This is a genomic window from Streptomyces sp. NPDC002144 (genome assembly GCF_053593695.1).
The window spans coordinates 78,013-103,888 of record NZ_JBSFDB010000003.1 but is presented as its reverse complement, the minus strand read 5'-3'; the positions used below and the strand labels follow the sequence as shown (position 1 = coordinate 103,888).

At 71.1% G+C, this 25,876-nt stretch carries 26 protein-coding genes and 1 pseudogene; 13 read left to right on the top strand and 14 right to left on the bottom strand.

What is annotated here, in order from left to right; translation table 11 throughout:
- Window positions 1-112: 112 nt before the first annotated feature.
- Both ACWCQ1_RS05425 and ACWCQ1_RS05420 read right to left on the bottom strand, forming a co-directional pair.
- Window positions 113-964, bottom strand: a complete 852-nt coding sequence (locus ACWCQ1_RS05425) for a hypothetical protein (protein WP_358594691.1) — start codon at window positions 962-964, stop codon at window positions 113-115.
- A complete protein-coding gene (locus tag ACWCQ1_RS05420) occupies window positions 961-1,527 on the bottom strand; it encodes a SigE family RNA polymerase sigma factor (RefSeq protein WP_358594688.1) in 567 nt (188 codons plus the stop codon). Before ACWCQ1_RS05420 ends, ACWCQ1_RS05425 begins: the two co-directional genes overlap by 4 nt.
- Before the next feature lie 230 nt (window positions 1,528-1,757).
- Here ACWCQ1_RS05420 and ACWCQ1_RS05415 point away from each other — a divergent pair, with 230 nt between their 5' ends.
- Window positions 1,758-3,212 carry an NCS2 family permease gene (locus tag ACWCQ1_RS05415; RefSeq protein ID WP_358594685.1) on the top strand — a complete coding sequence of 485 codons (1,455 nt, stop codon included), beginning with the start codon at window positions 1,758-1,760 and terminating at the stop codon, window positions 3,210-3,212.
- Between the two features lie 97 nt (window positions 3,213-3,309).
- Here ACWCQ1_RS05415 and ACWCQ1_RS05410 read toward each other — a convergent pair whose 3' ends face one another.
- From ACWCQ1_RS05410 to ACWCQ1_RS05400, 3 genes are all read right to left on the bottom strand, one after another.
- The gene (locus ACWCQ1_RS05410; protein ID WP_358594682.1) at window positions 3,310-4,758 is read right to left on the bottom strand and encodes a peptidoglycan D,D-transpeptidase FtsI family protein; all 1,449 of its coding nucleotides are present in this window, start codon (window positions 4,756-4,758) and stop codon (window positions 3,310-3,312) included.
- A 77-nt stretch (window positions 4,759-4,835) separates the two neighbouring features.
- Window positions 4,836-5,306, bottom strand: coding sequence for a GNAT family N-acetyltransferase (locus tag ACWCQ1_RS05405; RefSeq protein ID WP_133048190.1), 471 nt, complete (start codon window positions 5,304-5,306; stop codon window positions 4,836-4,838).
- Window positions 5,307-5,324: 18 nt separating this feature from the next.
- Window positions 5,325-6,098, bottom strand: coding sequence for an IclR family transcriptional regulator (locus ACWCQ1_RS05400; protein WP_133048191.1), 774 nt, complete (start codon window positions 6,096-6,098; stop codon window positions 5,325-5,327).
- A 130-nt stretch (window positions 6,099-6,228) separates the two neighbouring features.
- Between ACWCQ1_RS05400 and ACWCQ1_RS05395 the strand changes: the two genes are divergently transcribed.
- Window positions 6,229-7,758, top strand: coding sequence for an aldehyde dehydrogenase (NADP(+)) (locus tag ACWCQ1_RS05395; RefSeq protein ID WP_358594677.1), 1,530 nt, complete (start codon window positions 6,229-6,231; stop codon window positions 7,756-7,758).
- A 26-nt stretch (window positions 7,759-7,784) separates the two neighbouring features.
- Window positions 7,785-8,393, top strand: coding sequence for a DUF1349 domain-containing protein (locus ACWCQ1_RS05390; protein WP_133048193.1), 609 nt, complete (start codon window positions 7,785-7,787; stop codon window positions 8,391-8,393).
- Here ACWCQ1_RS05390 and ACWCQ1_RS05385 read toward each other — a convergent pair.
- Entirely contained in the window at window positions 8,353-9,741 is a 1,389-nt protein-coding gene (locus tag ACWCQ1_RS05385; RefSeq protein WP_133048194.1) for an MFS transporter, read from the bottom strand. The two genes, ACWCQ1_RS05390 and ACWCQ1_RS05385, sit on opposite strands and share 41 nt — an antisense overlap.
- A gap of 70 nt (window positions 9,742-9,811) precedes the next feature.
- Here ACWCQ1_RS05385 and ACWCQ1_RS05380 point away from each other — a divergent pair, with 70 nt between their 5' ends.
- The 5 genes from ACWCQ1_RS05380 to ACWCQ1_RS05360 all read left to right on the top strand — a co-directional run bounded on the left by ACWCQ1_RS05380 (window position 9,812) and on the right by ACWCQ1_RS05360 (window position 14,393).
- Window positions 9,812-10,807: a GlxA family transcriptional regulator gene (locus tag ACWCQ1_RS05380; RefSeq protein WP_451025907.1), complete on the top strand. Its 996-nt coding sequence runs from the start codon at window positions 9,812-9,814 to the stop codon at window positions 10,805-10,807.
- Complete coding sequence (locus tag ACWCQ1_RS05375; protein WP_451025906.1) at window positions 10,804-11,307, top strand: N-acetyltransferase family protein; 504 nt, start codon at window positions 10,804-10,806, stop codon at window positions 11,305-11,307. The genes ACWCQ1_RS05380 and ACWCQ1_RS05375 overlap by 4 nt, the downstream gene beginning before the upstream one ends.
- A gap of 72 nt (window positions 11,308-11,379) precedes the next feature.
- Window positions 11,380-12,096 carry a DsbA family oxidoreductase gene (locus tag ACWCQ1_RS05370; RefSeq protein ID WP_451025905.1) on the top strand — a complete coding sequence of 239 codons (717 nt, stop codon included), beginning with the start codon at window positions 11,380-11,382 and terminating at the stop codon, window positions 12,094-12,096.
- 95 nt (window positions 12,097-12,191) lie between these two features.
- Entirely contained in the window at window positions 12,192-13,241 is a 1,050-nt protein-coding gene (locus tag ACWCQ1_RS05365; protein WP_451025904.1) for an aminotransferase class V-fold PLP-dependent enzyme, read from the top strand.
- A gap of 87 nt (window positions 13,242-13,328) precedes the next feature.
- On the top strand, window positions 13,329-14,393 hold the full coding sequence (locus tag ACWCQ1_RS05360; protein WP_451025903.1) for a maleylpyruvate isomerase family mycothiol-dependent enzyme: 1,065 nt from the start codon (window positions 13,329-13,331) through the stop codon (window positions 14,391-14,393).
- A 72-nt stretch (window positions 14,394-14,465) separates the two neighbouring features.
- Here the strand turns inward: ACWCQ1_RS05360 and thpD are convergent, their stop codons facing one another.
- The 5 genes and pseudogenes from thpD to ACWCQ1_RS05335 all read right to left on the bottom strand — a co-directional run.
- On the bottom strand, window positions 14,466-15,353 hold the full coding sequence (thpD, locus tag ACWCQ1_RS05355) for an ectoine hydroxylase (protein ID WP_133048199.1): 888 nt from the start codon (window positions 15,351-15,353) through the stop codon (window positions 14,466-14,468).
- Between the two features lie 7 nt (window positions 15,354-15,360).
- Entirely contained in the window at window positions 15,361-15,765 is a 405-nt protein-coding gene (locus ACWCQ1_RS05350) for an ectoine synthase (RefSeq protein WP_356761229.1), read from the bottom strand.
- A 77-nt stretch (window positions 15,766-15,842) separates the two neighbouring features.
- Window positions 15,843-17,114 (bottom strand): diaminobutyrate--2-oxoglutarate transaminase, encoded by a 1,272-nt coding sequence (ectB, locus tag ACWCQ1_RS05345; protein WP_358594660.1) that lies wholly within the window; start codon window positions 17,112-17,114, stop codon window positions 15,843-15,845.
- Window positions 17,115-17,182: 68 nt separating this feature from the next.
- On the bottom strand, window positions 17,183-17,710 hold the full coding sequence (gene ectA / locus ACWCQ1_RS05340) for a diaminobutyrate acetyltransferase (RefSeq protein WP_133048202.1): 528 nt from the start codon (window positions 17,708-17,710) through the stop codon (window positions 17,183-17,185).
- Between the two features lie 425 nt (window positions 17,711-18,135).
- A pseudogene (locus ACWCQ1_RS05335) lies at window positions 18,136-18,377 on the bottom strand (alanine--glyoxylate aminotransferase family protein); the annotation flags it as partial.
- 105 nt (window positions 18,378-18,482) lie between these two features.
- On the opposite strand from ACWCQ1_RS05335, the gene ACWCQ1_RS05330 reads away from it, so the two are divergent.
- From ACWCQ1_RS05330 to ACWCQ1_RS05310, 5 genes are all read left to right on the top strand, one after another.
- Window positions 18,483-19,346, top strand: a complete 864-nt coding sequence (locus ACWCQ1_RS05330; protein WP_358594657.1) for a transporter substrate-binding domain-containing protein — start codon at window positions 18,483-18,485, stop codon at window positions 19,344-19,346.
- The gene (locus tag ACWCQ1_RS05325; RefSeq protein ID WP_133048203.1) at window positions 19,343-20,176 is read left to right on the top strand and encodes an amino acid ABC transporter permease; all 834 of its coding nucleotides are present in this window, start codon (window positions 19,343-19,345) and stop codon (window positions 20,174-20,176) included. The genes ACWCQ1_RS05330 and ACWCQ1_RS05325 overlap by 4 nt, the downstream gene beginning before the upstream one ends.
- On the top strand, window positions 20,173-20,982 hold the full coding sequence (locus ACWCQ1_RS05320; protein WP_133048204.1) for an amino acid ABC transporter ATP-binding protein: 810 nt from the start codon (window positions 20,173-20,175) through the stop codon (window positions 20,980-20,982). The genes ACWCQ1_RS05325 and ACWCQ1_RS05320 overlap by 4 nt, the downstream gene beginning before the upstream one ends.
- 55 nt (window positions 20,983-21,037) lie before the next feature.
- On the top strand, window positions 21,038-22,129 hold the full coding sequence (locus ACWCQ1_RS05315; RefSeq protein ID WP_358594651.1) for an amidohydrolase family protein: 1,092 nt from the start codon (window positions 21,038-21,040) through the stop codon (window positions 22,127-22,129).
- Between the two features lie 220 nt (window positions 22,130-22,349).
- Window positions 22,350-23,291 (top strand): SCO1860 family LAETG-anchored protein, encoded by a 942-nt coding sequence (locus ACWCQ1_RS05310; protein ID WP_358594648.1) that lies wholly within the window; start codon window positions 22,350-22,352, stop codon window positions 23,289-23,291.
- A 15-nt stretch (window positions 23,292-23,306) separates the two neighbouring features.
- On the opposite strand, the gene cobC is transcribed toward ACWCQ1_RS05310, so the two are convergent.
- The 3 genes from cobC to ACWCQ1_RS05295 are packed head-to-tail and all read right to left on the bottom strand — an operon-like array spanning window position 23,307 to window position 25,862.
- Window positions 23,307-24,365 carry an Rv2231c family pyridoxal phosphate-dependent protein CobC gene (gene cobC, locus ACWCQ1_RS05305; RefSeq protein WP_451025902.1) on the bottom strand — a complete coding sequence of 353 codons (1,059 nt, stop codon included), beginning with the start codon at window positions 24,363-24,365 and terminating at the stop codon, window positions 23,307-23,309.
- Window positions 24,355-25,275, bottom strand: a complete 921-nt coding sequence (locus tag ACWCQ1_RS05300; RefSeq protein WP_358594642.1) for a sirohydrochlorin chelatase — start codon at window positions 25,273-25,275, stop codon at window positions 24,355-24,357. Before ACWCQ1_RS05300 ends, cobC begins: the two co-directional genes overlap by 11 nt.
- On the bottom strand, window positions 25,272-25,862 hold the full coding sequence (locus tag ACWCQ1_RS05295; RefSeq protein ID WP_358595313.1) for a precorrin-8X methylmutase: 591 nt from the start codon (window positions 25,860-25,862) through the stop codon (window positions 25,272-25,274). Before ACWCQ1_RS05295 ends, ACWCQ1_RS05300 begins: the two co-directional genes overlap by 4 nt.
- Window positions 25,863-25,876 lie beyond the last annotated feature (14 nt).

The following is a 25,876-nucleotide window of genomic DNA, read 5'->3' as shown; positions in this document are numbered from 1 at the left end:
TCATGGGTCGGGATCCCGTCGTACTTGAAATTTCACTCAGCTGGGTGGAGGGAGCCTTGCGCTTCCTGGTTGCCGCAGCGGAGGAAAGGGTTGCCGCCCGTCGCAGATTTTTTTACGAGTCGCCTTCGCCGGAGGTCTGCGCCGCGAAGCCGCCGCCCACGGCCCGCCGATCGCCGTCCGCCGTCGCGGTGACCGTGTACGAGTCGCCCCTGGCGTCCCGGCCGCCGCGCCGGTGGTTGTACTGCCCGGCGAACACCCACTCACCCTTGGGGACCGTACGGCCCTCCTTGAGCACCCAGGTGTAGACCAGGAACCCGTCCTGCTCGCCGACCGTGAGGGTGAAGTCCTGCTCCGGCAGCGAGCGCCAGCCCCCGGTCGAGCTCACCCCGCCGGTCTGCGCGACCTTCAACCGGACGGTCAGGGCGGTGAGCTGCTCCTGGGTCTTGAGCGTGACGTTGCTCTGCGCCCAGAAGTCGTTACTGTGCGGGTCGACCGAACCGTCCGACCACAGCGGGCCGTCGCTCGCCAGGCCGGTGGACGGCAGCACGGAGGCGGGCGCCGAGGGCCGCCCGGTGGACGGGGTACCGCTCGGCCGGTGCGTCGTCCCGGGCGCCCGGCTCGGGGGCGGGTCCACCGGCGGCAGCGGCGCCCGGCTGGTGGCGTCCGGTGACGGTGTGGGCGTCGGCGAGGTCTCGACCGTCTGCTGCCGGGTGGGCGGGTCGTCCTTCACCGCCGAGGCCACCGCGTACCCGCCGACCGCGAGCATGCCGGCCACCGCCGCCGTGGCACCCACGACCCGGGCCCAGCCCCACACCGGGGGACGGGTCGCCCGGTGGTCGCGGCGGTCCTGTCGGGTCATGCCCCGCTCGACACGGGCCAGGATGCGGGCGCGGTCCGGCTCGTGCGCCTCGGCCGCCTCGTGCAGCCGGGCGCGCAGCTCGTCGTGCACGTCCTGCTGCCTCATCGGTTCGTTCCTCCGGTCTCGCCGCCGCGCGCCATCGCCACGTGCACCTTCTGTGGAGCGCCCTGGGAACCGAGGATCTTCTGCAGCTCGGCCATCCCCTTGGACGTCTGGGACTTAACCGTACCGACGGAAACACCCAGGGCAAGCGCGGTGTCCTTCTCCGACAGATCGAACGCGTGCCGCAGCACCACACAGGCCCGCTTGCGGAACGGCAGCCTGCGCAGGGCCTCCTGCACATCGACCACGCCCGCTATGTCCGGATTCTCGGTCTTCTCCTCACGCTGCGACCAGAACAGCGAGATCCGCCGGCGCTCGCGCACGGCACTGCGGATCCGGGTGCGGGCGAGGTTGGCGACGACGCCACGGGCGTAGGCGACCGGGTGATCGGCCGCGCGCACACGGTCCCAGCGGTGCCACAGGGCCAGCAGCGCGTCCGCGGCCAGATCGTCGGCCGCGTCCGCCTCGCCGGTCAACAGGTGGGCGAGCCGGGACAGTTCGGCGTAGTGCCGCTCGAAGAAGGCATGGAACTCCATGGAGGCCGCGTCGTCGACGACAGTGCCCACGGGCACCCTTCCTGTGCGTGCCAGGTGAATGACATGTGATCTTCCGGGGCGGACCCGGGCGAGATCCGGAAGCGTAGCAGCGATTGTTGTCCTGGTTCGTACGGGACTTCGAACGCGGTGTGACGGGGCGATCGATTCCGTAACACGAAAGGGACCTGAAAGAGGTTCAACGCGGGAACACTCCAGCCAGCATCCGCACACGATCGATCAGTCCACGAGGAGCACCCGCCATGTCCGAGACGAAGAAGGCGGCCGCCGACCGGCCAAGTGCCGCGCCGCCAGGGGCGAACGGTGTCGACCGGTTCTTCCGGATCTCCGAGCGGGGATCCACCTTCGGCCGGGAGATACGCGGCGGCTTCGCCACGTTCTTCACGATGGCCTACATCCTTGTCCTGAACCCCATCATCCTGGGCAGCGCGAAGGACAAGTTCGGCCACCAGCTCGACACCGGCCAACTCGTCACCGCCACCGCGCTGGTGGCCTGCGTGATGACGATCATCATGGGCGTCGGCGGCAACCTTCCGCTCGCCATCGCCGCGGGCCTCGGCCTCAACGCCGTCGTCGCCTTCCAGCTCGCCCCGTTGATGAGCTGGTCCGACGCGATGGGCCTCGTCGTCCTCGAAGGCATCATGATCTGCGTGCTGGTCGTCACCGGGCTCCGCAAGGCGATCATGGACGCCATCCCGCAGCAGCTGAAACAGGCCATCGGGGTCGGCATCGGGCTGTTCATCGCGTTCATCGGGTTCGTCGACGCGGGGTTCGTCAGCCGTATCCCGGACGCGGCCCAGACCACCGTGCCCGTGCAGCTGGGCGCGGTCGGCCGGCTGACGGGGTGGCCGGTGCTGGTGTTCTGCCTCGGCGTGCTGCTCACCATCGCGCTGCTCGCGCGCAAGGTGAAGGGCGCGATCCTGATCAGCATCGTGACCATGACGATCGTCGCGATCATCATCGACGCGGTCGCCGACATCAAGAGCTGGGGTCTGACCACCCCGCACGTGCCCGACAAGATCGTATCCACGCCCGACTTCGGGCTCATCGGTCACTTCAGCCTGTTCGGCGGGTTCGCGAAGGCGGGCGTCCTCACGGCCGTCCTGCTGGTGTTCACGCTGATCCTGTCCGACTTCTTCGACGCCATGGGCACGATCGTGGGCATCAGCGCGGAGGCCGGGCTGCTCGACGAGCGGGGGCAGGTGCCGGGGATCGGTCGCGTGCTGTTCATCGACGGCGCGGCGGCGGTCGCCGGCGGTCTCGGGTCGGCCTCCTCCAACACCGCGTACATCGAGTCCGCGGCGGGTGTGGGCGAGGGGGCGCGGACCGGGTTCGCGAACCTGATCACGGGCGGGCTGTTCGGGCTCGCGCTCTTCCTCACGCCGCTGCTGACGATCGTGCCGCTGCAGGCGGCCGCGCCCGCGCTGATCGCCGTGGGCTTCCTGATGATGACCCACGTCAAGCACATCGACTGGGACCGGTACGAGATCGCCATCCCGGCGTTCCTGACCATCGCCGCGATGCCGTTCACGTACTCGATCACGGACGGCATCGGGGCGGGGTTCATCGCGTACGTGCTGATCAAGGCGGTGCTCGGGAAAGCACGGGAGGTGCACTGGTTGCTGTGGGGGGTTTCGGCGCTGTTCCTGGTGTACTTCGCGATCGATCCTGTGGAGCAGGTTCTCGGGGTGAAGTGAGGTCGCTGCGCGGCCGGGTGCGGGTTCGTCGTGGCTGGTCGCGCGCACGCGGCGGGGCCGCATATCGGCACAGCCCCGCGCCCTTCGGGGGCGCGCTTCAGTTGAGGGCCGCCTTCATCATCGCCTTCGCCACCGGGGCCGCCAGGCCGTTGCCGCTCACCTCCGAGCGGGCCGCGTCGGACTGTTCGACGACCACCGCCACGGCGACCTGTTTGCCGCCCGCCTTGGCGTAGGAGGTGAACCAGGCGTACGGGGTCTGGCTGTTGTTCTCGCCGTGCTGGGCGGTGCCGGTCTTGCCGCCCACCGTCACGCCCGGTATCTGCGCGTTCGTACCCGTGCCCTTGTCCACCACCGTCTGCATGGCGGACTGGAGTTGGTCAGCGGTGGAGGAGCTGATGATCCGCTTCGTGCCGGCGTCGTCGTCGTAGTCCTTCAGGACGTCGCCGCCGCTGTCGGTGATCTGCGAGACCATGTGCGGCGAGACCAGCTTGCCGCCGTCGGCTATGGCGGCGGACACCATGGCCATCTGGAGCGGGGTCGCGGTGACGTCGTACTGGCCGATGCCCGTCAGGGCCGTGGACGACTTGTCCATGTCGGACGGGTAGACGCTGGTGTACGCCCGCACCGGTACGTCCTGCTTGGTGTCGTTGAAGCCGAACTTCTCCGCCATCGCCCGCACCTTGTCCTGGCCCAGGTCGAAGGCCATCTTCGCGAAGACGTTGTTGCAGGAGTACTCCAGCGCGGTGCGGATCGAGGCGTTCGTACAGGGCGCGGACGGGTTCTCGTTGGACAGGTCGCGTGTGGTGCCCGGCAGCGTGTACGGGTCCGGGCTGTCCGTGTTCACGTCCACCGACGAGTACAGGCCGTCCTCCAGCGCGGCCGCCGCCACGACCAGCTTGAACGTCGAGCCCGGCGGCAGCGGCTGGCGCAGCGCGCGGTTGGTGAGCGGCTTGTCCGGGTCCGCGTTCAGCTTCTTCCAGGCGGTCCCCGCGGTGTTGGCGTCCGTGAGCGACGTCGGGTCGTACGACGGCGTCGAGACGACCGCGAGGATCCTGCCGGTGGACGGGTCGATCGCGACGGCCCCGCCCTTCTTGTCGCCGAGCGCGTCGTACGCCGCCTTCTGCACGTCCGGGTCGATCGTCGTGACCACGTTGCCCGGTGCGGCCCGCTGGTCGGTGACCGTGTCCATCACGGTCCTCAGCCGGCTGTCCGTGCCGTTGAGGAGGTCCTGGTAGATGCCCTCCAGCTGGGTCGGCGCGTAGGCCTGCGAGGCGTAGCCGGTCACCGCCGCGTACAGCGGGCCGTATCTGTACGTGCGCTTGTACGCGAGGTCGCCGCCGGTCGTGCGCGCGGAGCCGGTGATCGAGTCGCCGGCCACGATGATGTTCCCGAGCGGCTCCGCGTACGTCTCGATCGCGTTGCGCCGGTTGTCCTTGTCGTCCGCGAGGGCCTTGCCGTCGTAGAACTGCACCCAGGTCGCCCTGATCAGCAGAGCGCACACCAGGAGCAGTACGAAGACGGAGGTCCGCCTGATCGTCTTGTTCATCCCGATCATGAGGACGAACGGGACGTGGCGGACGTTCCCTCCGTCCCGGATTCTCATCGGACGTTCAGGAAGCGCGGTCAGCCGCGCAGCGTCATCACGACCTCGTCGATCTCCTCGCCCCGCGCGTTCGCGAAACCCGTCGCCGTCGCCGTGAGCCGGAAGCCGCACTTCTCCAGCACGCGCCGCGACCCGGTGTTGTCCGCCGCCGCGCGGGCGTACAGCGGCCGCTCCGGCACCTCGGCCAGCAGCCCCCGCAACGCCGCCGTGGCCACCCCGCGCCCCCAGTACGCCCGGTCCACCCAGTAGGTGACCTCACGCTCGCCCGGCTCCCCGTAAACCGCCGCGCTGCCCACCACGTCACCGTCGACCAGGATGGTCCGCAGCACGTCCGCGGAGGCCCGCACCCGTTTCCAGTGGGCGTCGAACGCCTCCCGGTCGGCGGGATCCTTCGGCGTGAACGCGGCCATCCACAGGGCCTCGGGATCGTTCATCTGCCGGAAGAAGACCGGCAGATCACTGTCGTGCACATCCCGCAGTACGACATCCATGGGCCCCGAGCCTAGGAGTCAGAGCCTCCTGGTCGCCAGGGTGAGTCGGTCGCGGGCGTCGAACAGGGCGTCCTTGACCATCTGTTCGTGGGCGGGGGTGAGACGGGCCACCGGTACCGAGCAGCTGATCGCGTCGCGGGCCGGGGTGCGGTAGGGGATCGCCACGCCGAAGCAGCGCAGCCCCAGCGTGTTCTCCTCGCGGTCGACGGCGAAGCCCTGCTCCCGCACCTGGTGCAGCTCCTCGATGAGCTTCTCGCGGTCGGTGATGGTGTTCTCGGTGAGCGCCGGCAACGTCTCCGGGAGCATCTTGCGCACCTGCTCGTCGGTGTAGGTGCTCAGCAGCGCCTTGCCGAGGGAGGTCGAGTGCGCCGGGAGGCGGCGGCCCACGCGCGTGAAGGGGCGCAGGTAGTGCTGGGACTGGCGGGTGGCCAGATAGACGACGTTGGTGCCGTCCAGCCGCGCCAGGTGGATGGTCTCCGTGGTGTCGTCCGAGAGCCGGTCCAGCGTGGGCCGGGCCGCCGCGACCACCTCGTCGCCGTCGATGTACGACGTGCCGACCAGCAGCGCCCGCACCCCGATGCCGTACCGCGTCCCCGTCGCGTCCGTCTCCACCCAGCCCAGCTCCACCAGCGTGCGCAGCAGCATGTAGAGGCTGGACTTGGGATAACCGACGGCCTCCTGGACCGACGCGAGGGAGTGCATGCCGGGGCGACCGGCGAAGTATTCGAGCAGTTCCACGGTCCGCACCGCGGACTTGACCTGCGCCCCGCCGTTTGTCTCGGCTGCCGACATCGCCCTTGACCCCTTCGTTGGACGAGAAACCGAAGATATAGTCTCCAACAGCATATTCATCATCAGAGACAGCGTTCAGTATATCGAACGACCCTGGTGAATGACCCGGATATACCTGGAGGGACCCGCGGTGGCAGCAGCACCAGTCTGGAGTGTCGACCCCCGAACCGGGAAGCAGCGTGAACAGGTTGCGGTGGAGGCCACAGCACAGGAGGTCGACGCCACCGTCCGCGCCGCCCACGCGGCACGCGCCTCCCTCGCCGACCGCGCCGTCCGCTCGGCGTTCCTGCGCACCGCCGCGGAGCAGCTCGAGGCGGCCAAGGACGGGCTCGTGGAGACCGCCGACGCGGAGACCGCGCTCGGCCCGGTCCGGCTGACCGGCGAACTCGCCCGCACCTGCTTCCAGCTGCGGGCCTTCGCGGACATCGTCGACGAGGGCGCCTTCCTCGACGTGATCATCAACCACCCCGACGACACCGCGACCCCGCCCATCCCGGACCTGCGCCGCTACAAGGTGCCCCTCGGCGTCGTCGCCGTCTACTCGGCCTCCAACTTCCCCTTCGCCTTCTCCGTCGCGGGCGGCGACACCGCGAGCGCGCTGGCCGCCGGCTGCCCGGTCGTCGTCAAGGCGCACCCGGACCACCCGGCCCTGTCCGAGCTGGTCGCCAAGGTGCTGCGCCGGGCCGCCGCCGCGCACGGCATCCCCGACGGCGTCGTCGGCCTGGTCCACGGCTTCGAGGCGGGCGTCGAGCTGGTCAAGCACCCGCTGGTCGCCGCGGCCGGCTTCACCGGTTCCGTACGAGGCGGCCGTGCCCTCTTCGACGCGGCCGCGGCCCGTCCCAACCCGATCCCCTTCCACGGTGAACTCGGCTCCCTCAACCCCGTCGTCGTCACCGAGGCGGCGGCGGCCGAGCGGGCCGAGGCGATCGGCACCGGACTCGCCGGCTCCATGACGCTCGGGGTCGGCCAGTTCTGTGTGAAGCCCGGCCTGGTGCTGGCGCCGAACGGCGCGGCCGGGGACCGGCTGCTGAAGTCGCTCACGGACGCGGTCAGCGACACCGACGCGGGCGTGCTGCTCGACCACCGGATGCGGGACAACTTCATCGCCGGTGTGGCCGAGCGGGCGCAGCTGCCCGAGGTCGAGTCGCCGGTGACCCCGGGCGCGGGCGGCGAGCACACGGTGAGCGCGGGCTTCCTGACGGTGTCGGCGGACAAGCTGGCCGAGGAGGGGGCCTACGACCTGCTCCTGGAGGAGTGCTTCGGCCCGGTGACGGTCGTGGCCCGATACGAGGACGAGGCCGAGGTCCAGTCCGTGCTGTCCCGGCTGCCGGGAAACCTCACGGCGACGGTCCACCTGTCGAGCGAGGAGGCGGCCGGGGAGGGCCGCGGCGCGGAGCTGCTGGCCGAGCTGACGCCGCTCGCCGGGCGCGTGCTCGTCAACGGCTGGCCGACGGGCGTCGCCGTCGCCCCGGCCCAGCACCACGGCGGGCCGTACCCGGCGACCACCTCGACGTCCACGTCGGTCGGCGGTACGGCGATCGAGCGCTGGATGCGGCCGGTCGTGTACCAGGGCGCGCCCGAGGCGCTGCTGCCGCCCGAGCTGCGGGACGACAACCCGCTCGGTCTCCCGCGCCGCTACGACGGCCGCCTCGAACGGTGAGCGACCCCACCTGACACAATCGCCGGATGGACGTCGAACTTCCCGAACTCCCCTTCGCCCTGCGCACATACGGTCCCGAGGGCAACTGGTCCTACGAGGACGGAGTGCTCACCGGATGGGCCGGGCCCCGGCAGGACCGTTTCGTCCCGCCCACCGGGGAGGCGCTGGAGCCGGCCTCCGACGCGCCCCGGCTGCTCGGCTGGCCGGAGGGGGACTTCCAGCTGATAGCCCGGGTCACCGTCGGCTTCGCCGGGGCGTTCGACGCGGGAGTGCTCTACGTCCATGTCGGCGAGCGGGCCTGGGCCAAGCTGTGCCTGGAGTACTCCCCGGACGTGCCCACCGTCTGCACGGTGGTCACCCGGGGCCACTCCGACGACGCCAACTCCTTCACCGTCGAGGGCAGTTCGGTGTGGCTCCGGGTGAGCCGCACCGGACGCGCCTTCGCCTTCCACGCCTCCCGCGACGGGAAGCGCTGGACCTTCGTCCGTCTGTTCACCCTGGGCGGCGAGAAGGAGACGGACGCGGCCCTGGTCGGTTTCATGACCCAGTCGCCGATGGGGGAGGGGTGCGTGGTGACCTACGACCACCTCGAGTTCAGGCCGAACTGGCCGCGTGACCTGCGAGACGGAAGCTGAGTCCGAAGGTCAGCAGGAGCACGCACGCGCCGATCACCAGGCTCAGCCGCATCCCGCCCGTGAAGTCGCCCGCCACCAGCGCCCCGAACACCGCGATGCCGAGGCCGCCGGCCACCTGACGTGCCGAGTTGAGCACCCCGGCCGCCAGCCCCGCCCGTTCGGCGGGCACGGCGTCCATCATGGCGGCGGTCAGCGGCGGAACCGTCAGCGCGCAGCCCAGCGCCAGCGGTACGAGGAGCACGGCCACCAGGGGCGCGGGCGTGCCCTCGTCGACGTACAGCAGGAGCAGCGAGCCCGCCGTCGCCAGACCCTGGCCCACCAGCATCGGCAGCCGGGGGCCGTACCGGCCCGCCAGCTTGCCCGACAGGAGGTTGGTCACCCCGATCAGGCCCGTCATCGGCAGGAACATCAGCCCGGCGGAGAGCGGGGAACGGTGCTGCACCTGCTGGAAGAAGAGCGAGAAGACGAACACCATGCTGTAGAAGGCCACACTGACCGCGGCCCCCGCCGCCACGGTCACGGCCACGGTCCGGTTGCGGAACAGACCGAGCGGCACGACCGGATGCGCCGTGCGGGCCTCGATCCGCGGGAACGCGACGGCGGCGGCGACGGCCACCCCCAGCGCCGCCCACCCGGCCGGCCCGCCCTCGATCACGGCGAACGTCAGGGCGGTGAGCCCCACCACCGCGGTCGCCTGTCCGGGCAGGTCCAGCGGGGCCGGACGGCGCGGTGACCGCGGGGCCTTCAGGAGCAGCAGCAGAATCGCCGCGCCGACCGGCAGGTTGACGAAGAAGATCCCCCGCCAGTCCCAGGCGGTGGTCAGCGCACCGCCCGCCAGGGGGCCGAGGGCCAGTGCCGCCGAACCGCCGGCTCCCCAGGCCGCGACCGCCCGGGTCCGCCGCGCGGGGTCCGCGTACGCCTGCCGCACCAGCGCCAGCGACGCCGGCAGGACGACCGCGGCCGCCGCGCCCTGCACCACCCGCGCCCCGATCAGCGTCGGCAGGCCGGGTGCCAGTCCGCAGGCCACCGAGGCCACGGTGAACACCGAGGTGCCGAGCGCGTACGCGCGGCTCGCGCCGGCCCGGTCCGCGAAGGCGCCGGTGGAGAGCATCAGGGCGGCGAAGGCGAGGGTGTACGCGTCCACCACCCACTGCAGTCCGGACATCCCGCCGCCGAAGTCCGAACCGATCGCGGGCAGGGCCACGTTCACCACGGAGGCGTCGAGGGTGATCAGGGCGAAGCCGAGGAGCGCGGCGGTGAGGGTGAGGGCGGGGGAGGGCCTCTTGGGCGCCAACTCGCCTTCATTGCGGGTGATGTGCTCACCGCTGAGGGTCTGGTCGGTCGACATGCGTCCATGCTGCGGGGGTGGGCCGTCGTACAGTAGTGGCCCGAATGCCAGGTGTCCGGAGGTTCTGGCCATGACCGAGCGGCTCGCCCCGCACCGCATCGCCGTGATCGCGCCCTCGCCCGTCTCGATGTTCAACCTGGCCATCCCGGAGATGCTCTTCGGCAAGGTCGAGGTGGCCGGGCGGCCGGGATACGACGTCGTCATCTGCGCCGCCGAGCCGGGGCCCGTCCCGACCGGCGGGGGGCTCGACCTGTACGTGCCCCACGGGCTGGAGGCGGTGCGTGAGGCGGACACCGTGGTCGTCGCCGGCACCGGTGCGCCCTACGAGCCGGAGGCGCGGATCGTCGCCGCCGTCCGTGAGGCGGCCGACGCCGGCAAGCGGATCGCGTCCCTGTGCACCGGCGCCTTCCAGCTCGCCGAGGCGGGCCTGCTGCACGGCCGCAGGGCCACGACGTACTGGGCGCACGCCGAGGAGCTGCGCAGGCGGTACCCGCAGGTCGACCTGCAGCCGGACGTGCTGTACGTCCAGGACGGGCCGTACGTCACGGCGTCCGGGTACGCGGCCGGCATCGACCTGTGCCTGCACGTCATCCGCACCGACTACGGCGCCGCCGTCGCCAACGAGGTGGCCCGCCGCGCCCTGGTCGCCCCCGTACGGCCCGGCGGCCAGACCCAGTTCACGCAGACCCCGCTGCCGCCGGAACGCGGCACGGCCTGCGCCGACACCCGAGGCTGGGCCATGCGGAACCTCGACAAACCCCTCACCCTCACCGACCTGGCCCGCCACGCCGGTGTCAGCGTCCGCACCCTCACCCGGCGCTTCCACGCGGAGAGCGGCGTGAGCCCCCTCCAGTGGCTCCTCCACCAGCGCATCGAACGGGCCAAGGAACTCCTGGAGACCACCACCCTCCCCATGGACACCCTGGCCCGCTCCTGCGGCCTCGGCACCGCCGACTCCCTCCGCACCCACATAACCCGCCGCACAGGCCTGACCCCAACGGCGTACCGGGCACAGTTCAGCCGCCTGGGAACCACCACGGCCGGGAGCACGTCCTCCGCCGCATGATCAGTAACCGAGTCGTGGGCGGCCGGATGATCCGTACGGCGCTGCCCGCCGAGGCCGAGGCGATCACGTCGCTGCATGCGCGGGCCCGGGCGACGTACTACCCGGACGGGGTCCCCGAGGACGGCACGGACTGGCTCGTCGCCTGGCGAGGTGCCATCGAGCGGCCGGACGGGCATGTGCTGTGCCTCGTCGAGAGGGGCCGCGTCGTCGCCGTCGCGTCCTTCCGGACTCCGTTGGACGCTCCGGCGGAAACGGTCAAGCTGTACCAGTTCCACGTCGACCCCGACGCCTGGCGCCGCGGCATCGGCACGGCCCTGCACGCCGCCTGCGTCGAACAGTGGCGCGCCGACTGCAGACGTACGGCCGTCCTCGACGTGCACGCCGGCAACCATCGCGCCCAGGCCTTCTACGCCCGCCAGGGCTGGGTGCCCGATCCCGAGAACCCGCCGGCAGAAGGTGATCACCATCTGTTCCTGCGGTACGCGGTGATCGGGGAATGATCCCCGCTGCTTGAATGTTCAGCGATCAGGCGGAGGGGGCCTCCGTACGTACCCGTAGCTGCTGGAGAGAACATGAAGGTCGAGATCTGGTCGGACATAGCGTGCCCCTGGTGCTATGTCGGCAAGGCCCGTTTCGAGAAGGCGCTCGAGGCCTTCCCGCACCGTGACCAGGTCGAGGTGGTGCACCGGTCCTTCGAGCTGGACCCGGGCCGCGCCAAGGGGGACGTGCAGACCGTGGTCTCCATGCTCTCCAAGAAGTACGGCATGAGCGAGGCACAGGCCGAGGCCGGTGAGGACAACCTCGGCGCCCAGGCCGCCGCCGAGGGCCTGGCGTACCGCACCCGCGGCCGCGACCACGGCAACACCTTCGACATGCACCGCCTGCTCCACTTCGCCAAGGACCAGGGCAGGCAGGACGAGCTGATCCAGATCCTCTACAAGGCGAACTTCGCCGACGAGCGCAGCCTGTTCACCGAGGGCGACGAGCGGCTCGTCGAGCTGGCCGTCGAGGCCGGCCTGGACGCCGGCGACGCCCGCAAGGTCCTCGCCGACCCCACCGCCTACGCCGACGCCGTCCGCGCCGACGAACGCGAGGCCGCCCAGCTCGGCGCGAACGGCGTCCCCTTCTTCGTCCTCGACCGCAAGTACGGCGTCTCCGGCGCCCAGCCCGCCGAGGTCTTCGCCCAGGCGCTGAGCCAGGCCTGGGGCGAGCGCTCACCGCTCCAGCTGATCGACCAGGGTGACGCGGACGCCTGCGGCCCCGACGGCTGCGCGGTGCCGCAGCACTGAAACACCAGGTCAGCGCCGATGCATAAGGGTTCCTTCGCGAACCCACGCACAATTCGTCAATGGACCGGGACCTCTCCCGGGCCCACAGTGGACCCATGGAGACCTTCGAGAGCCTCGTCCGAGCCGAGTTCGCCCCGAAGAACACCTATCTGAACACCGCCAGCACCGGCCTGGTACCCGCCCGCACCGTCGCCGCCCTGCGCACCGCCGTGGCGGCCTCGGCCGCGGGCGAGCCGACCGACATGTTCGGGGACGTGGAGGCGAGCCGCGCCTGCTTCGCGCGGCTCGTCGGCGTCCCGCCGCACCGCGTCGCGGCCGGCGCCTCCGTCGCCGTCTACAGCGGACTGATCGCCGCCTCCCTCCCCGACGGCGCCGAAGTCCTCACCGCGGAGGGCGACTTCAGCTCCGTGGTGAATCCCTTCCACGTCCGCCCCGACCTCAAGGTCCGCGCCGTGCCGCTGGAGCGCGTCGCCGAGTCCGTCCGCCCCGGAACCGCCCTGGTGGCCGTCAGCGCGGCCCAGTCCGCCGACGGCCGGATCGCCGACCTGCCCGCGATCCGGCAGGCGGCACGCGAGCACGGCGCACGCACCTACGTCGACGCCTCCCAGGCCGTCGGCTGGCTGGACCTCGACGCGGACGCCTACGACTACTGCGCCTGCGTCGCCTTCAAGTGGCTCGTGTGCCCACGCGGTGTGGCCTTCCTGGTCGTCCCGGAGGACCTCGGCGGACTCACCCCGCTGTTCGCCGGCTGGGTGGCGGGCGAGCGCCCCTGGGACGCGTGCTACGGCCCCATCGACGAACTCGCCCACTCCGCGCGGCGGTTCGACGAGAGCCCCGCTCTCTTCTCCTACGCGGGCGCCCGCCGCTCCCTCGAACTCCTCGAGGAACTCGGCGTGGACACCATCCGCGCCCACGACCTCGCCCTCGCCGACCGCTTCCGCGCCGGTCTCGCCGCCCTCGGCCACGAACCCGTCCCCGCTCCGGGCTCACCCATCGTCTCCGTGCCCGGACTCGGCCACCGTCAGCCGGAGTTGAGCGCCGCCGGAGTCGAGGTCTCCGACCGCGCCGGACATCTGCGCGCCGCCTTCCACCTCTACAACACCCCCGCCGACGTGGACCGTCTGCTGGACACCCTGTCCGGCTGACGACTCTTTGGCCGACCCGCCGGACCCGGCGCTCGCAAGGGGCGCATGATGGCGGCAGACACTTTGCCGGCGTAAAGGAGGCGCAGGGTGACCGAGGACGACCACGAGAGGGTCCGCGACCTGCTCGCGGCCTGGGCGTTCGGCACCCTCGCGCCCGAGGAGCGCCAGACGGTCGCCGACCACCTGGCCGAGTGCGGGAGCTGCGCGGCCGAGGCGGAACGGCTGCGGGAGACGGTACGGCTCCTGGACGGGCCCGCGGGCAACGGCGCGGACGGGCAGCCGGACGCCGCGCCCACCGCCGACCTGTACGCCGAGTCCGCGCAGGACCTCTCCGGTGTGTTGTCCGCGGCCTTGCGCGCCCGCCCCGCACTGCCCCGGGTGGCGGGGCACGCCGTCCCCTACGCCGCCGCGGTCGCCGGGCTGAAGGCGCTGCTGCCCGAGGCGGAGGGCCGCTGGCCGACGCCGGTCGTGCACGACTGGGACGTGCACGCGACCCTCGCCCATCTCCTCGCCGCCGACGAGCCCCTCGCCGGCCGCCTGGGCATCGGGCCGCGCGTCCCGGGCACGCCCGTCGAGGGCGAGGGCGAGGGCGAGGCGGACTGGGCGGGCGCCTGGAACCGCCGTACCGCCGAGGTCGTCGCGCACGAGCACGGCCGTACACCCGCCGAGACGGTCGCCGACTGGTCCGCGCAGGCCGCCGCGCTGCTCGCCACACCGGAGGCCCACGACCCCGAACTGGCGGCGCGGGCAACGACGTTGATGGGCGTCCGGCTGCCCGTCGCCGAGCATTTCCTGGTGCGGGCCTTCGAGACGTGGATCCACACCGACGACATCGGACGCGCCCTGGGCCTCGCCGTGCCGCCCCCGCCCGCCGACCACCTGGGGCAACTGGTGCGGCTGGCCGTCCGCATCCTCGGCCTCGCCCTCGGACCCACCGCGCCCCCGGTGCTGTTCGCGGTGACCGGCGGCGAACAGTGGGTGCTGGGCTCCGAGGACGAGCCCGTGGGAGCTGAACTCACCCTGGATCCGGTCGACTTCTGCCTCCTGGTGGGCGGCCGGTACGCACCGGAGGAGGTCCCGCGCGGCACCACGGGCGACGAGGCGGCCGTACGGAACGTGCTGGAGCGGGCCGCGGCTCTGTCCTGGCTGTAGCGGGCGCGGTGCGACACGGATCGGCCCGGCCCCCTCTCAGGGCCGGGCCGACTCGTCGCGTCCCGCGACGCGTCAGCGCACCGGGGTGAAGTCCCGTGCTCCGATGAACTCCGGTCGCCGTACCGGCGCCGCGAACGGCTCGACGGCCGCGTTCTCCACGCTGTTGAACACGATGAACACGTTGCTGCGCGGGAACGGCGTGATGTTGTCGCCGGAGCCGTGCATGCAGTTGCAGTCGAACCAGGTCGCCGAACCGGCCTTGCCCGTGAAGAGCTTGATGCCGTACTCGCTCGCCATCTTGGTCAGCGCCTCGTCCGAGGGCGTGCCCGCGTCCTGCATCTGCAGCGACTTCTTGTAGTTGTCCTCGGGCGTGGCGCCGGCGCAGCCCAGGAACGTCCGGTGCGAGCCGGGCATGATCATCAGCCCGCCGTTGGTGTCGTAGTTCTCGGTCAGCGCGATCGAGACGGACACCGTGCGCATGTTGGGCAGGCCGTCCTCGGCGTGCCAGGTCTCGAAGTCCGAGTGCCAGTAGAAGCCGCTGGCCCCGAAACCGGGCTTGACGTTGATCCGCGACTGGTGGACGTACACGTCCGAGCCGAGGATCTGCCGGGCCCGGCCGACGACCCGCTCGTCGCGCACCAGGTTCGCGAACACCTCGCTGATCCGGTGCACTTCGAAGACCGAGCGGATCTCCTGGGACTTCGGCTCGATGATCGAGCGCTCGTCCGCGCGGATCTCCGGGTCGGTGGTAAGCCGCGCCAGCTCACGCTGGTAGACGCCGACTTCGTCCGGGCCGATCAGCTCGTCGATGGCCAGGAAGCCGTCCCGCTCGAAGGACTGCAGGTCGGTCTCGGGGATCGGGCCCGGGGTGTCGGGGGACCCCCACACGACGGGGTCCTGACGCGGGATCGACACTTCGGCGGGGCCGCGGCTGGGGTAGAGATCGGTGACGGTGGTCATGGGGTTCTCACACCTCCTCGGGCTCGGTGAGCAGGGGGTAGACGCCGTTCTCGTCGTGGTCCTCCCGGCCGGTCACGGGCGGGTTGAACACGCAGATGCAGTGGAAGTCCTCCTTGACCTTGAGCGTGTGCCGCTCATGGCCGTTGAGGAGGTACATGGTGCCGGGCGTGATGTGGTACGTCCGCCCGGTCTCGCGGTCGGTCAGCTCGGCGTCGCCCTGGGTGCAGACGACCGCCTCGATGTGGTTGGCGTACCACATGTGCGTCTCCGTACCCGCGTACAGGATCGTCTCGTGCACCGAGAATCCGACCCTCTCCTTGGCCAGGACGATGCGCTTGCTCTCCCAGGTGCCGGACGCGGATTTCACATGCCGGTCGGTGCCCTCGATCTCCTTGAACGAACGGACGATCACAGTGCTGCACTTCTCCTTTGTCCGAGTGGGTTCTGAGTGGGTGCTGAGTGGGGTCTCAGCGGGTTGCCAGTGGGCTCTCAGTGGGTCTCGCGTACGGCACGGGCGAGGACGCTGAGGCCCTCGTCGAGCTCGTCGGCGGTGACGGTGAGCGCCGGGAGGAGCTTGACGACCTCGCTCTCCGGGCCCGACGTCTCGATGAGCAGGCCGAGTTCGAAGGCGCGCCGGGCGACCCGGCCTGCGCGCTCCTTGTCGTGGAACTCCATGCCCCACACCAGCCCGCGGCCCCGGTACTCCTTGACGTCCGCGCGGTTCTCGTCGCTGATCGCGGCGAGCGCCCGCTCGACCTGCTCGCCGCGCGTCCGGGTCTGCTTCTCCATCGCGGACCCGTCCGCCCAGTACGACTCCAGGGCGGCCGTGGCCGTGACGAAGGCGGGGTTGTTGCCGCGGAAGGTGCCGTTGTGCTCGCCCGGCTCCCAGATGTCCAGCTCGGGCTTGAACAGGCAGAGCGACATGGGCAGCCCGTAGCCGCTGATGGACTTGGAGACGGTGACGATGTCCGGGGTGATGCCCGACTCCTCGAAGGAGAAGAAGGCACCGGTCCGCCCGCACCCCATCTGGATGTCGTCGACGATCAGCAGCATGTCCTGCCGCTCGCACAGGTCGGCCAGGGCACGCAGCCACTCCGGCCGCGCCACGTTGATGCCGCCCTCGCCCTGCACGGTCTCCACGATCACGGCGGCGGGCTTGTTGAGCCCGGAGCCCTGGTCCTCCAGCAGCCTCTCGAACCACAGGAAGTCCGGGACCGTGCCCTCGAAGTAGTTGTCGAAGGGCATGGGCGTGCCGTGCACCAGCGGGATGCCCGCCCCGGCGCGCTTGAAGGCGTTGCCGGTGACGGCCAGCGACCCGAGCGACATCCCGTGGAAGGCGTTGGTGAACGAGACGATCGCCTCGCGACCCTTCACCTTCCGCGCCAGCTTCAGCGCGGACTCCACGGCGTTGGTGCCCGTCGGCCCCGGGAACATGACCTTGTACGGCAGGTCGCGGGGCCGCAGCACCAGGTCCTGGAAGGTCTGCAGGAAGGTCCGCTTGGCGGTGGTCGACATGTCGAGCCCGTGCGTGACGCCGTCCCGCTCCAGGTAGTCGATCAACGCCCGTTTCAGCACCGGGTTGTTGTGGCCGTAGTTCAGCGAGCCGGCGCCGGCGAAGAAGTCCAGGTACTCGTGGCCGTCCTCGTCGTACATGCGGCTGCCCTGCGCACGGTCGAAGACGGTGGGCCAGCCGCGGCAGTAGCTGCGCACCTCGGACTCGAGGGTCTCGAAGACGCTGAGGTCGGGCTGGGTGATGGTCACGACGAATCGCTCCTCGTTGCGTGGGGGGAGTGTGTGGGGTCGTCCGTGGGCGGCTGGTGAGGGGGCGGTCAGAGGGAGAGGGGACCGATGCGGTACAGGACCTCGGGGTCGTGCGGGCCGTCCGGGAACGCCTCGGAGGTGAACAGCACCTCGCGTTCGACCCCGGCGCCGTGCCGCTCGGCGAACGAGGTGAACAGCCGCTCCGAGGCGGTGTTGCCGGGGGTGATGGTGGTCTCGACGTCGGTGATCCGATGGGTGGCCGAACTCCGTGCGACGAGCCCGTCCAGCAACTGGGCGGCGAGCCCGCGGCCCCGGTACGCGCCGTCGACCGCCACCTGCCACACCAGCAGGGTGCGGGGGCGGTCTGGCCGTACGTAGGCGGTGACGAAGCCGACCGGTTCGCCGCGGTCGTCGCGGGCCACAGCGGAGGTGGCGGCGAAGTCGCGGCACCACAGCAGATAGCTGTACGACGAGTTCAGGTCGAGCGTCTTCGAGTCCCGCGCGATTCGCCACAGCGCGGCACCGTCCGCCACCGTCGGACGGTCGATTTTCAGTTCTGCTCGGGGTTCTGCTCGGTCTGCTTGTGCGGCAGTCATGCGAAATGAACTTACCGAGCGGAAATGAAAAATGCATGGCCGGACAGGGTTACGTACGGGCGCTCGATATGTTATCGCGCGGGCGCGAGTTCATGGGTGGGCCCGACGCCGAATCACCCGATTTGCCCGGCACATACGGAACAAAACAACCAGCATGTGTAACGCGTCACAACCCGGTAACCCTCACGAGATCTGCCCGAATTAACCCTGCTGGCGTTCGCAAAATCTTTGCGTTTAGAGAGATGAAAAGCGGGCAGAAGAATACGGGAAGCTACCCGAAAAAGTACCACGAAAAGAGTGCCCCTAATCACGCCGAATTCAGGCCCCGGTCATCCGGTCGATACACGGCATAACGGGTGCGCGGATAGGCTCCGAGCTAATACAGCCCCTCCGGCGTTTGAGGAGCGGTGCTCCGGGGGCGAAGCCACCGTCGCACCGCAGTCCCGCAGCCAGTTCCCGAAGTCTGCCCGTACGGCCCGGTGATCACGTTCAGCGCGGTCGTCCCGGGACCCGCCGCGCCCCGGATCGCCCCCTCCAACGGCAGCAGCGCCTCACCCTGCATGATCACGACGTCCTGCCGGGTGTCCAGCAAACGGGCGACCCGGTCCTCGATCTCGGCGAAGCGGGCGGCGCTCAGCGGGACCAGGTCAAGGAACGGGTGTGTCACGGCGGTGCCTTCTCCTCGGTCATGGGGTACAGGTGTCGAGAGTAACCGGCACCCCACGTCCACCCCTGCCGGTGACTTCGCACTCCCGCCCCACCGGAGGTTCCCGTGTACACCGTCCCCGGCCGCACAAGCCACGCGCTGTCCCGCGCCCTGGCCGCCACCACCCTCACCGCCTCGCTGGTGCTCGTGGCCGCCTGTACCTCGAGCGGCAGCGGCGGCAGCGGAAGCAAGACCGCCTCCGGCGGCGTCGAGCTGGTGAAGGCCGGACAGCTCACCACCTGCACCCATCTGCCGTACCCGCCCTTCCAGTCCGAGATCAACGGCACCGTGCAGGGCTTCGACGTGTCGATGATCGACCTCGTCGCCAAGAACCTCGGCGTGAAGCAGAAGATCCTCGACACGCCCTTCGAGAACTTCAAGACCGGCGCCTTCCTCAACTCCGGCGAGTGCGACCTGGCCGCGGCCGGCATGACCATCACCGCCGAGCGCAAGAAGAACGTCGACTTCTCCGACCCGTACTTCGACGCCACCCAGGCCCTCCTCGTCGCCAAGAGCAGCGGCATCACCTCCCTCGCCGACGCCAAGGCGAAGAAGGCCAAGCTCGGCGCGCAGGCGCAGACCACGGGTGAGGACTACGCCAAGAAGCAGGGCTTCGACCCCGTTTCCTTCGAGTCCTCCGACGCCGTCCTCAACGGGCTGCGCACGGGCCAGGTCAAGGCCGTCATCATCGACTACCCGGTCGTCCAGGGCTGGTTGAAGACCAAGGCCAACGCGGACGCCTTCAAGCTCGCCGACAACATCAACACCGGTGAGCAGTACGGCTTCACGGTCAAGAAGGGCAACACCAAGCTCCTGGCCGCCATCAACAAGGCGATCAAGGACGCGAAGGCCGACGGCACGTACAAGAAGCTGTACGAGAAGTGGATCGGCCCCTACGACCAGTCCGCGGCGTCCCCGTCGGCCTCATGACCGCCACGGACGTACGACTCCGGCCGAAGAAGAAGGGGCTGACCCGGCGTCAGAAGCGCAGTCTCTCGCGCGGCGCGCAGTACGTCGTGTTCGTCGCCGCCGTCATCGCCTTCGCGGTCTCGGCGGACTGGGGCCGGCTGAAGAACCAGTTCGCCCAGGGCAGCATCGCCAAGCAGATGTTCCCGGACGTCATCACACTGGCGCTGAAGAACACCGTGCTGTACACACTGTCCGGCTTCGTGGTCGGACTCGCCCTCGGCATGGTCATCGCGCTGATGCGGCTGTCGTCCGTCGGCCCCTACCGCTGGGTCGCCGGCATCTACATCGAGATCTTCCGCGGACTGCCCGCCCTGCTGATCTTCATCTTCATCGGCGTCGCGGTCCCGCTCGCCTTCCCGGGCACGGAGATCGTCGGCGGCACGTACGGGAAGGTCGCCCTCGCCCTCGGCCTGGTCGCCGCCGCCTACATGGCCGAGACGATCCGCGCCGGCATCCAGGCGGTGCCCAAGGGGCAGATGGAGGCGGCTCGTTCACTGGGCTTCTCCCCGGCCCGCGCGATGATCTCCATCATCATCCCGCAGGCGTTCCGCATCATCCTGCCGCCGCTGACCAACGAACTCGTCCTGCTCTTCAAGGACTCCTCGCTGGTCCTCTTCCTAGGCGTCACCCTGGAGGAGCGCGAACTGTCCAAGTACGGCCGGGACCTGGCCAGTACGACCGCCAACTCCACGCCGATCCTGGTCGCCGGCCTGTGCTACCTGCTGGTGACCATCCCGCTCGGCTTCGTCGTGCGCCGGATGGAGGCCAAGGCCCAGGAGGCCGTCAAATGAGCGAGCAGCAGTCCGCTGCGGGCCCGGAGATCGAGGTCCGGGGCCTGCACAAGTCGTTCGGCGACAACGAGGTCCTGCGCGGCATCGACCTGGAGATCCGCCAGGGCGAGGTCGTGTGCGTCATCGGCCCCTCCGGCTCCGGCAAGTCGACGCTGCTGCGGTGCGTGAACCTCCTGGAGGAGCCGACCGAGGGCCAGGTCTTCGTCGGCGGTAGCGAACTCACCGATCCCGACGTCGACATCGACGCCATGCGCCGCCGTATCGGCATGGTCTTCCAGCAGTTCAACCTCTTCCCGCACCTCACGGTCACCGAGAACCTCACGCTGCCGCAGCGGCGCGTGCTGCGCCGGGACAAGGCGACGGCGGCGAAGGTGGCCGCCGAGAACCTGGAGCGGGTGGGCCTGTCGGAGAAGGCGGACGCCTACCCCGCCTCCCTCTCCGGCGGCCAGCAGCAGCGCGTCGCCATCGCCCGCTCGCTGTCGATGGGCCCCGAGGTGATGCTCTTCGACGAGCCCACCTCGGCCCTGGACCCGGAGCTGGTGGGAGACGTCCTCGCGGTCATGCGGATGCTCGCGCAGGAGGGCATGACCATGATGGTCGTCACCCATGAGATGACCTTCGCGAGGGAGGTCGCCGACCGGGTGGTCTTCATGGACGGCGGGGTGATCGTCGAGGACGGCACCCCCGACCAGGTCATCGGCGCCCCCACCCACGACCGCACCCGCCACTTCCTCTCCCGGCTGCTCGACCCCGCCATGGCCCAGGTGGAGGAGGAGACCTCGGACCAGGTCGGCGGGACCGGCTGACGATCCTCCCGGCCTGTCCGCACCGGCAACCGGCGGTCGTCCTAGGCTGAGCCCCATGAGCGATCAGGCGGTACTGCACGTGAAGGGGCGGGTCCTGGTGGGGCCCGAGGACGTCCGCGACGAACTGTGGGTGGTCGGCGGTCGTGTCTCCTACGACCGTCCGGCCGGCGTCCGCGACGTGCGGACCGTCGTCGGCTGGGCCCTGCCCGGCCTCGTCGACGCCCACTGCCACGTCGGCCTCGGTCCGCACGGCCCGGTCGAGCAGGACGTCGCCGAGAAGCAGGCGCTGACCGACCGGGACGCGGGCACCCTGCTGATCCGCGACGCCGGCTCGCCCTCGGACACCCGCTGGGTCGACGACCGCGAGGACCTGCCGGAGATCATCAGGGCCGGCCGGCACATCGCCCGCACCCGCCGCTACATGCGCGGCTACGCCCACGAGATCGAGCCCGAGGACCTCGTCGAGTACGTCGCCCGGGAGGCGCGGCGAGGCGACGGCTGGGTCAAGCTGGTCGGCGACTGGATCGACCGCGACCTCGGCGACCTCGCCCCCAGCTGGCCGCGCGACGCGGTGGAGGCGGCCATCGCCGAGGCCCACCGGCTCGGCGCCCGGGTCACCGCGCACTGCTTCGCCGAGAACTCCCTGAAGGACCTGGTCGAGGCCGGCATCGACTGCGTCGAGCACGCCACCGGCCTGACCGACGACCTGATCCCGCTCTTCGCCGAGCGCGGGGTCGCCATCGTCCCGACCCTCGTCAACATCGCGACCTTCCCGCAGCTCGCGGCCGGCGGCGAGGCGAGGTTCCCGCGATGGGCGGCCCATATGCGGAGCCTGTACGAGCGCCGCTACGACACGGTGCGCGGCGCCCACGACGCCGGCGTCCCGGTCTTCGTCGGCACCGACGCCGGGGGACACCTCGCGCACGGCCTGGTCGCGGGCGAGGTCGCCGAGCTGGTCACCGCCGGCATCCCGGCCGTCGAGGCACTGTCGGCGACGACGTGGGGCGCGCGGCAGTGGCTCGGCCGGCCGGGCCTGGAGGAGGGGGCACCGGCCGACCTGGTCGTCTACGACGAGGACCCACGCGCCGACGTACGCGTCCTGGCGGCCCCACGACGGATCGTGCTGAACGGGGCGGTCGTCGGCTAGTTGACGCGACGCGCGCCGTCTCGCGCGCCCCTGCGCCACCCTCCGGGGCCGGACACAAGGCGGTACGGCGGTGAAAAAGTGGAACGTCAGTGCCGGAGAATTCGAAAACTTTCACGCAGAAACCACGATGGAGTGAACTGGCGCCGGAACGCCGTCAGTTCACTCGTCATGCGTAATTCTTGGCGGGTCCCGAGCACGTCTCCTCCGAGGGGTCCCCACCTTGAACGGCAAGAACTTCCGCATGCCCGCACGCCGTCTGGCCACCGTCGCGACGGCCACCGCCCTGGCCGCCGGTCCCACGGTCCTGGCCGGCGCGGGCACCGCGCACGCGACCGGTGACCAGGGCCGGGCGAGCGCCGTCGTGCTGCGCACCGGGCTCGACGTGGCCCTGGCCGACAAGACCGTGAACGTCCCGCTCGCGGTCGCCCTCAACCAGGTCGAGGCGCCGCGCAGTGCCGAACGGACCGCGCTGAGCGCGAAGTTGGACGGGGTGGACGGCGGAAGGCCGTTCAGTGTGCTGGACGCGCGGACGGCGACCGCGAAGGCCACGGTCACCGGCGGCGGGGCCGAGGCCTACACCAACCTCGCCGACGCCAAGGTGCATGTGCCGGGTCTGCCCCTGCTGTCCCTCGTGGAGATCGAGCAGGTCACCTCCAGGGCGACCTGCGCGGCGGGCCGGGCGCCGGTCGCCGAGACGAAGCTGCCCGGCGCGGTCACCGTGCTCGGCAGGAAGGTCACCGTGACGGCCGGCGGCACGACCGACGTCAAGGTCCCCGGCGTCGGCGAGGTCCGTCTCGACCTGTCGAAGCGGGAGACGGCGTCCCGCACGGCCGCCGCCACCGCCCTCGTCCTCAACGTCTCCGTCAACCCGTTGAAGCTCAACGTCGCCGACGTCAAGGGCACCCTCACCCTCGCCAAGGCCACCTGCGAGACCCCGGCGGCCCCCGCGGCGGCTGATCCGAGCACGGAGCCCGCCGGAGACGTCGAGCCGCAGGGCGCCCCCGCCAAGGAGGCGGTCGAGCCCCAGGGTGCCCCCGTCAAGAAGGCGGACCTGGCCGAGACCGGCGGCAGCTCCCTGACCCCCTACCTCGCGGGCGGCGCGATCGCCCTGGTGCTGGCGGGCGGGGGAGCGGTGGCGGTGGCCCGGCGCAACCGGAGCTGACCCGATACCCGCGGTTCAGGCCCTGGCCAGCGTCATCGCCTGGTCCAGGGCCTGCAGGAACCTGTTCACCGTCGCCCGGTCCCGTACCGCCAGCCGCAGCCACTCCTCGCCCAGTCCCGGGAAGGTGTCACCGCGCCGCACCGCGTACCCCAGGTCGCGCAGGTGCCGGCGCACGGCGGCGGCCCGGGGCAGCCGGACGAGGACGAAGGGGCCCTCGGCGGGCTCGACGACCCGCAGCCCGTCCGGGGCGAACTCGCCGAGCCCGGCGACCAGATGGGCCCGGTCGGCGGCGACGCGGTGCGCCGCGTGCGCCGCCTCCGCCAGCGCCCGCGGCGCCACACAGGCCTCGGCGGCGGCCAGCGCCGGCGTGGACACCGGCCACAGCGGCTGGGCGCGCTCCAGTTCGGCGACGGTCTCCGGGGCGCAGAGGACGTATCCGACGCGCAGCCCGGCCAGACCCCAGGTCTTGGTCAGGCTGCGCAGGACGACGAGTCCGGGTACGTCGGTCCGCCCGGCCAGCGCCTCGCGCTCACCCGGCACCGCGTCCATGAAGGCCTCGTCGACCACCAACGTCCGCCCGGGGCGGGCGAGTCGGGTGATCGTGTCGGCGGGATGCAGCACCGACGTCGGATTGGTCGGGTTGCCGATCACCACCAGGTCCGCGTCCTCGGGAACCGCCCCCGGACCGAGCCGGAAGCCGTCCTCCTCCCGCAGCAGCACCCGGTCCACGGTGTGCCCGGCGTCCCGCAGCGCCGCCTCGGGCTCGGTGAACTGCGGGTGCACCACAACCGGTTGACGGACCTTCAGCGCACGGGCGAGCAGGACGAAGGCCTCCGCGGCCCCCGCCGTCAGCAGCACCCGCTCCACCGGCACCCCGTGCCGCGCCGCCACCGCCGCCCGGGCAGCCCGCCCGTCCGGGTAGGCGGCCAGCGATCCCAGCGAGCCCGCGATCAGCTCCCGGAGCCATACCGGGGGCGTGTCCGCGCGGACGTTCACGGCCAGGTCGACGAGCGCGGCGCCGTCGTCACGCACCTCGGCGTCGCCGTGGTGCCGCAGGTCGTGTTCAGTGCGCATGCGCGTGTCCGCCGTGGTGGTGATGCCCGTGGTGATGGTGGCCGTCGTCGTCGGGGTGGAAGTGCGGCTGCTGCGCCAGCCCCACCTTGTCCTCGAAGCCCGGCAGCGCGATCCGGTACACGCACGAGTCGCAGTTCATCCGCAGATCGCCCTTCACCGCCTCCTGGTAACGCTCCATCACCAGGTCGAGCAGCTCCGGCTCCGGCCCGATGACCTCGGCGGACCGCACCTCGATCTCCGGGTGCGCGCGCGCCCACTCCTCGGTCTGCCGCCTCACCCGGTCCGGCAGGATGCCGGTGAACAGGAAGTACGGCAGGACGACGATCCGGCGCGCCCCGAGCTTCCGGCACCGCTCGAGCCCGCTCGGCACGTCCGGCGCTGCGAGCGACACGAACGCCGTCTCCACCCCGGCGTACCCGCGCCCCTCCCACAGCAGCCGCGCCGCCTTGTGCACCTCGGCGTTGGCGTCCGGGTCCGTCGAGCCGCGCCCGACCAGCAGCACGGTCACCTCGGCCCGGTCCTCGGCGCCGCCCGCGCCGAGTGCCTCGTCGAGCCGGCGCTCCAGCACCGCCAGCAGCGAGGGGTGCGGGCCCAGCGGGCGGCCGTAGGTGTACGAGATCCCCGGGTGCCGTTCCTTCTCGCGGGACAGCGCCGCCGGGATGTCGCCCTTGGCGTGTCCGGCGGACACCAGCATCAGCGGGACGGCCGCGAACCGCCGTACGCCCCGCTCCACCAGCTCGGCGACCGCCTCGCCCAGCGGCGGCGGGGACAGCTCGATGAAGCCGCCCGCGACGGGCAGCTCGGGGTGACGGCGGCCGAGCTCCCGCACGAAGTCGCGGAACGCCTCGGCTCCGGCCTCGTCCCGGGTGCCGTGACCGGCGATGAGCAGGGCGGGCGGCGGGGTGGTCACGATGTCTCCTCGGACGGTGAAGTGGGGTGGTACAGCAGGGCGTTGAGCGCGGCGGAGGCCACCGCCGAACCGCCCTTCTCGGACACGTTGCTCACGGCGGGCAGTCCGCTCTCGCGCAACGCGGCCTTGGACTCGACGGCGCCGACGAAGCCGACGGGCAGGCCGATGACGAGCACCGGGTCCGCGTCCAGGGTCAGCAACTCCTCCAGCGCGGTGGGGGCGTTGCCGATCACCCAGAGGGCGCCCGGACCGACCTGCTCGTACGCGAGCCGGATCGCGTGCGCCGAACGGGTCAGCCCCGGACCGGCCTTGGCGTCCCGGAGCCGGCAGACGGTCTCGCGCCGGGTGATCCCGGCGGCCACCATCTCGACGTCGACCACGACCGGCGCCCCGGCGTGCAGCGCCGCGTGCGCCCTCGCCAACTCGCTCTCGTCCATGACGAGATCGGTCGCGTAGTCGAGATCGGCGGCGGAGTGGACGACCCGCTCCACCACCGCCCGGGTCAGCGGCGGGAAGTGCGAGGTGTCCAGCCGGGCGCGCAGGCGGCGGTAGGACTCCTCCTCGATGGGGTGAACGACACGGTTCAACCGCCCCTCGACGG

Coding starts and splice junctions, on each gene's coding strand:
- ACWCQ1_RS05415 (WP_358594685.1), top strand. CDS start 1,758: ATGTCCGAGACGAAGAAGGCGGCCGCCGACCGGCCAAGTGCCGCGCCG.
- thpD (WP_133048199.1), bottom strand. CDS start 15,353: ATGACCACCGTCACCGATCTCTACCCCAGCCGCGGCCCCGCCGAAGTG.
- cobC (WP_451025902.1), bottom strand. CDS start 24,365: ATGCGCACTGAACACGACCTGCGGCACCACGGCGACGCCGAGGTGCGT.
- ACWCQ1_RS05410 (WP_358594682.1), bottom strand. CDS start 4,758: ATGAACAAGACGATCAGGCGGACCTCCGTCTTCGTACTGCTCCTGGTG.
- ACWCQ1_RS05385 (WP_133048194.1), bottom strand. CDS start 9,741: ATGTCGACCGACCAGACCCTCAGCGGTGAGCACATCACCCGCAATGAA.
- ACWCQ1_RS05370 (WP_451025905.1), top strand. CDS start 11,380: ATGAAGGTCGAGATCTGGTCGGACATAGCGTGCCCCTGGTGCTATGTC.
- ACWCQ1_RS05400 (WP_133048191.1), bottom strand. CDS start 6,098: ATGTCGGCAGCCGAGACAAACGGCGGGGCGCAGGTCAAGTCCGCGGTG.
- ACWCQ1_RS05365 (WP_451025904.1), top strand. CDS start 12,192: ATGGAGACCTTCGAGAGCCTCGTCCGAGCCGAGTTCGCCCCGAAGAAC.
- ACWCQ1_RS05380 (WP_451025907.1), top strand. CDS start 9,812: ATGACCGAGCGGCTCGCCCCGCACCGCATCGCCGTGATCGCGCCCTCG.
- ACWCQ1_RS05320 (WP_133048204.1), top strand. CDS start 20,173: ATGAGCGAGCAGCAGTCCGCTGCGGGCCCGGAGATCGAGGTCCGGGGC.
- ACWCQ1_RS05425 (WP_358594691.1), bottom strand. CDS start 964: ATGAGGCAGCAGGACGTGCACGACGAGCTGCGCGCCCGGCTGCACGAG.
- ACWCQ1_RS05405 (WP_133048190.1), bottom strand. CDS start 5,306: ATGGATGTCGTACTGCGGGATGTGCACGACAGTGATCTGCCGGTCTTC.
- ACWCQ1_RS05315 (WP_358594651.1), top strand. CDS start 21,038: ATGAGCGATCAGGCGGTACTGCACGTGAAGGGGCGGGTCCTGGTGGGG.
- ACWCQ1_RS05390 (WP_133048193.1), top strand. CDS start 7,785: ATGGACGTCGAACTTCCCGAACTCCCCTTCGCCCTGCGCACATACGGT.
- ACWCQ1_RS05325 (WP_133048203.1), top strand. CDS start 19,343: ATGACCGCCACGGACGTACGACTCCGGCCGAAGAAGAAGGGGCTGACC.
- ectA (WP_133048202.1), bottom strand. CDS start 17,710: ATGACTGCCGCACAAGCAGACCGAGCAGAACCCCGAGCAGAACTGAAA.
- ACWCQ1_RS05375 (WP_451025906.1), top strand. CDS start 10,804: ATGATCAGTAACCGAGTCGTGGGCGGCCGGATGATCCGTACGGCGCTG.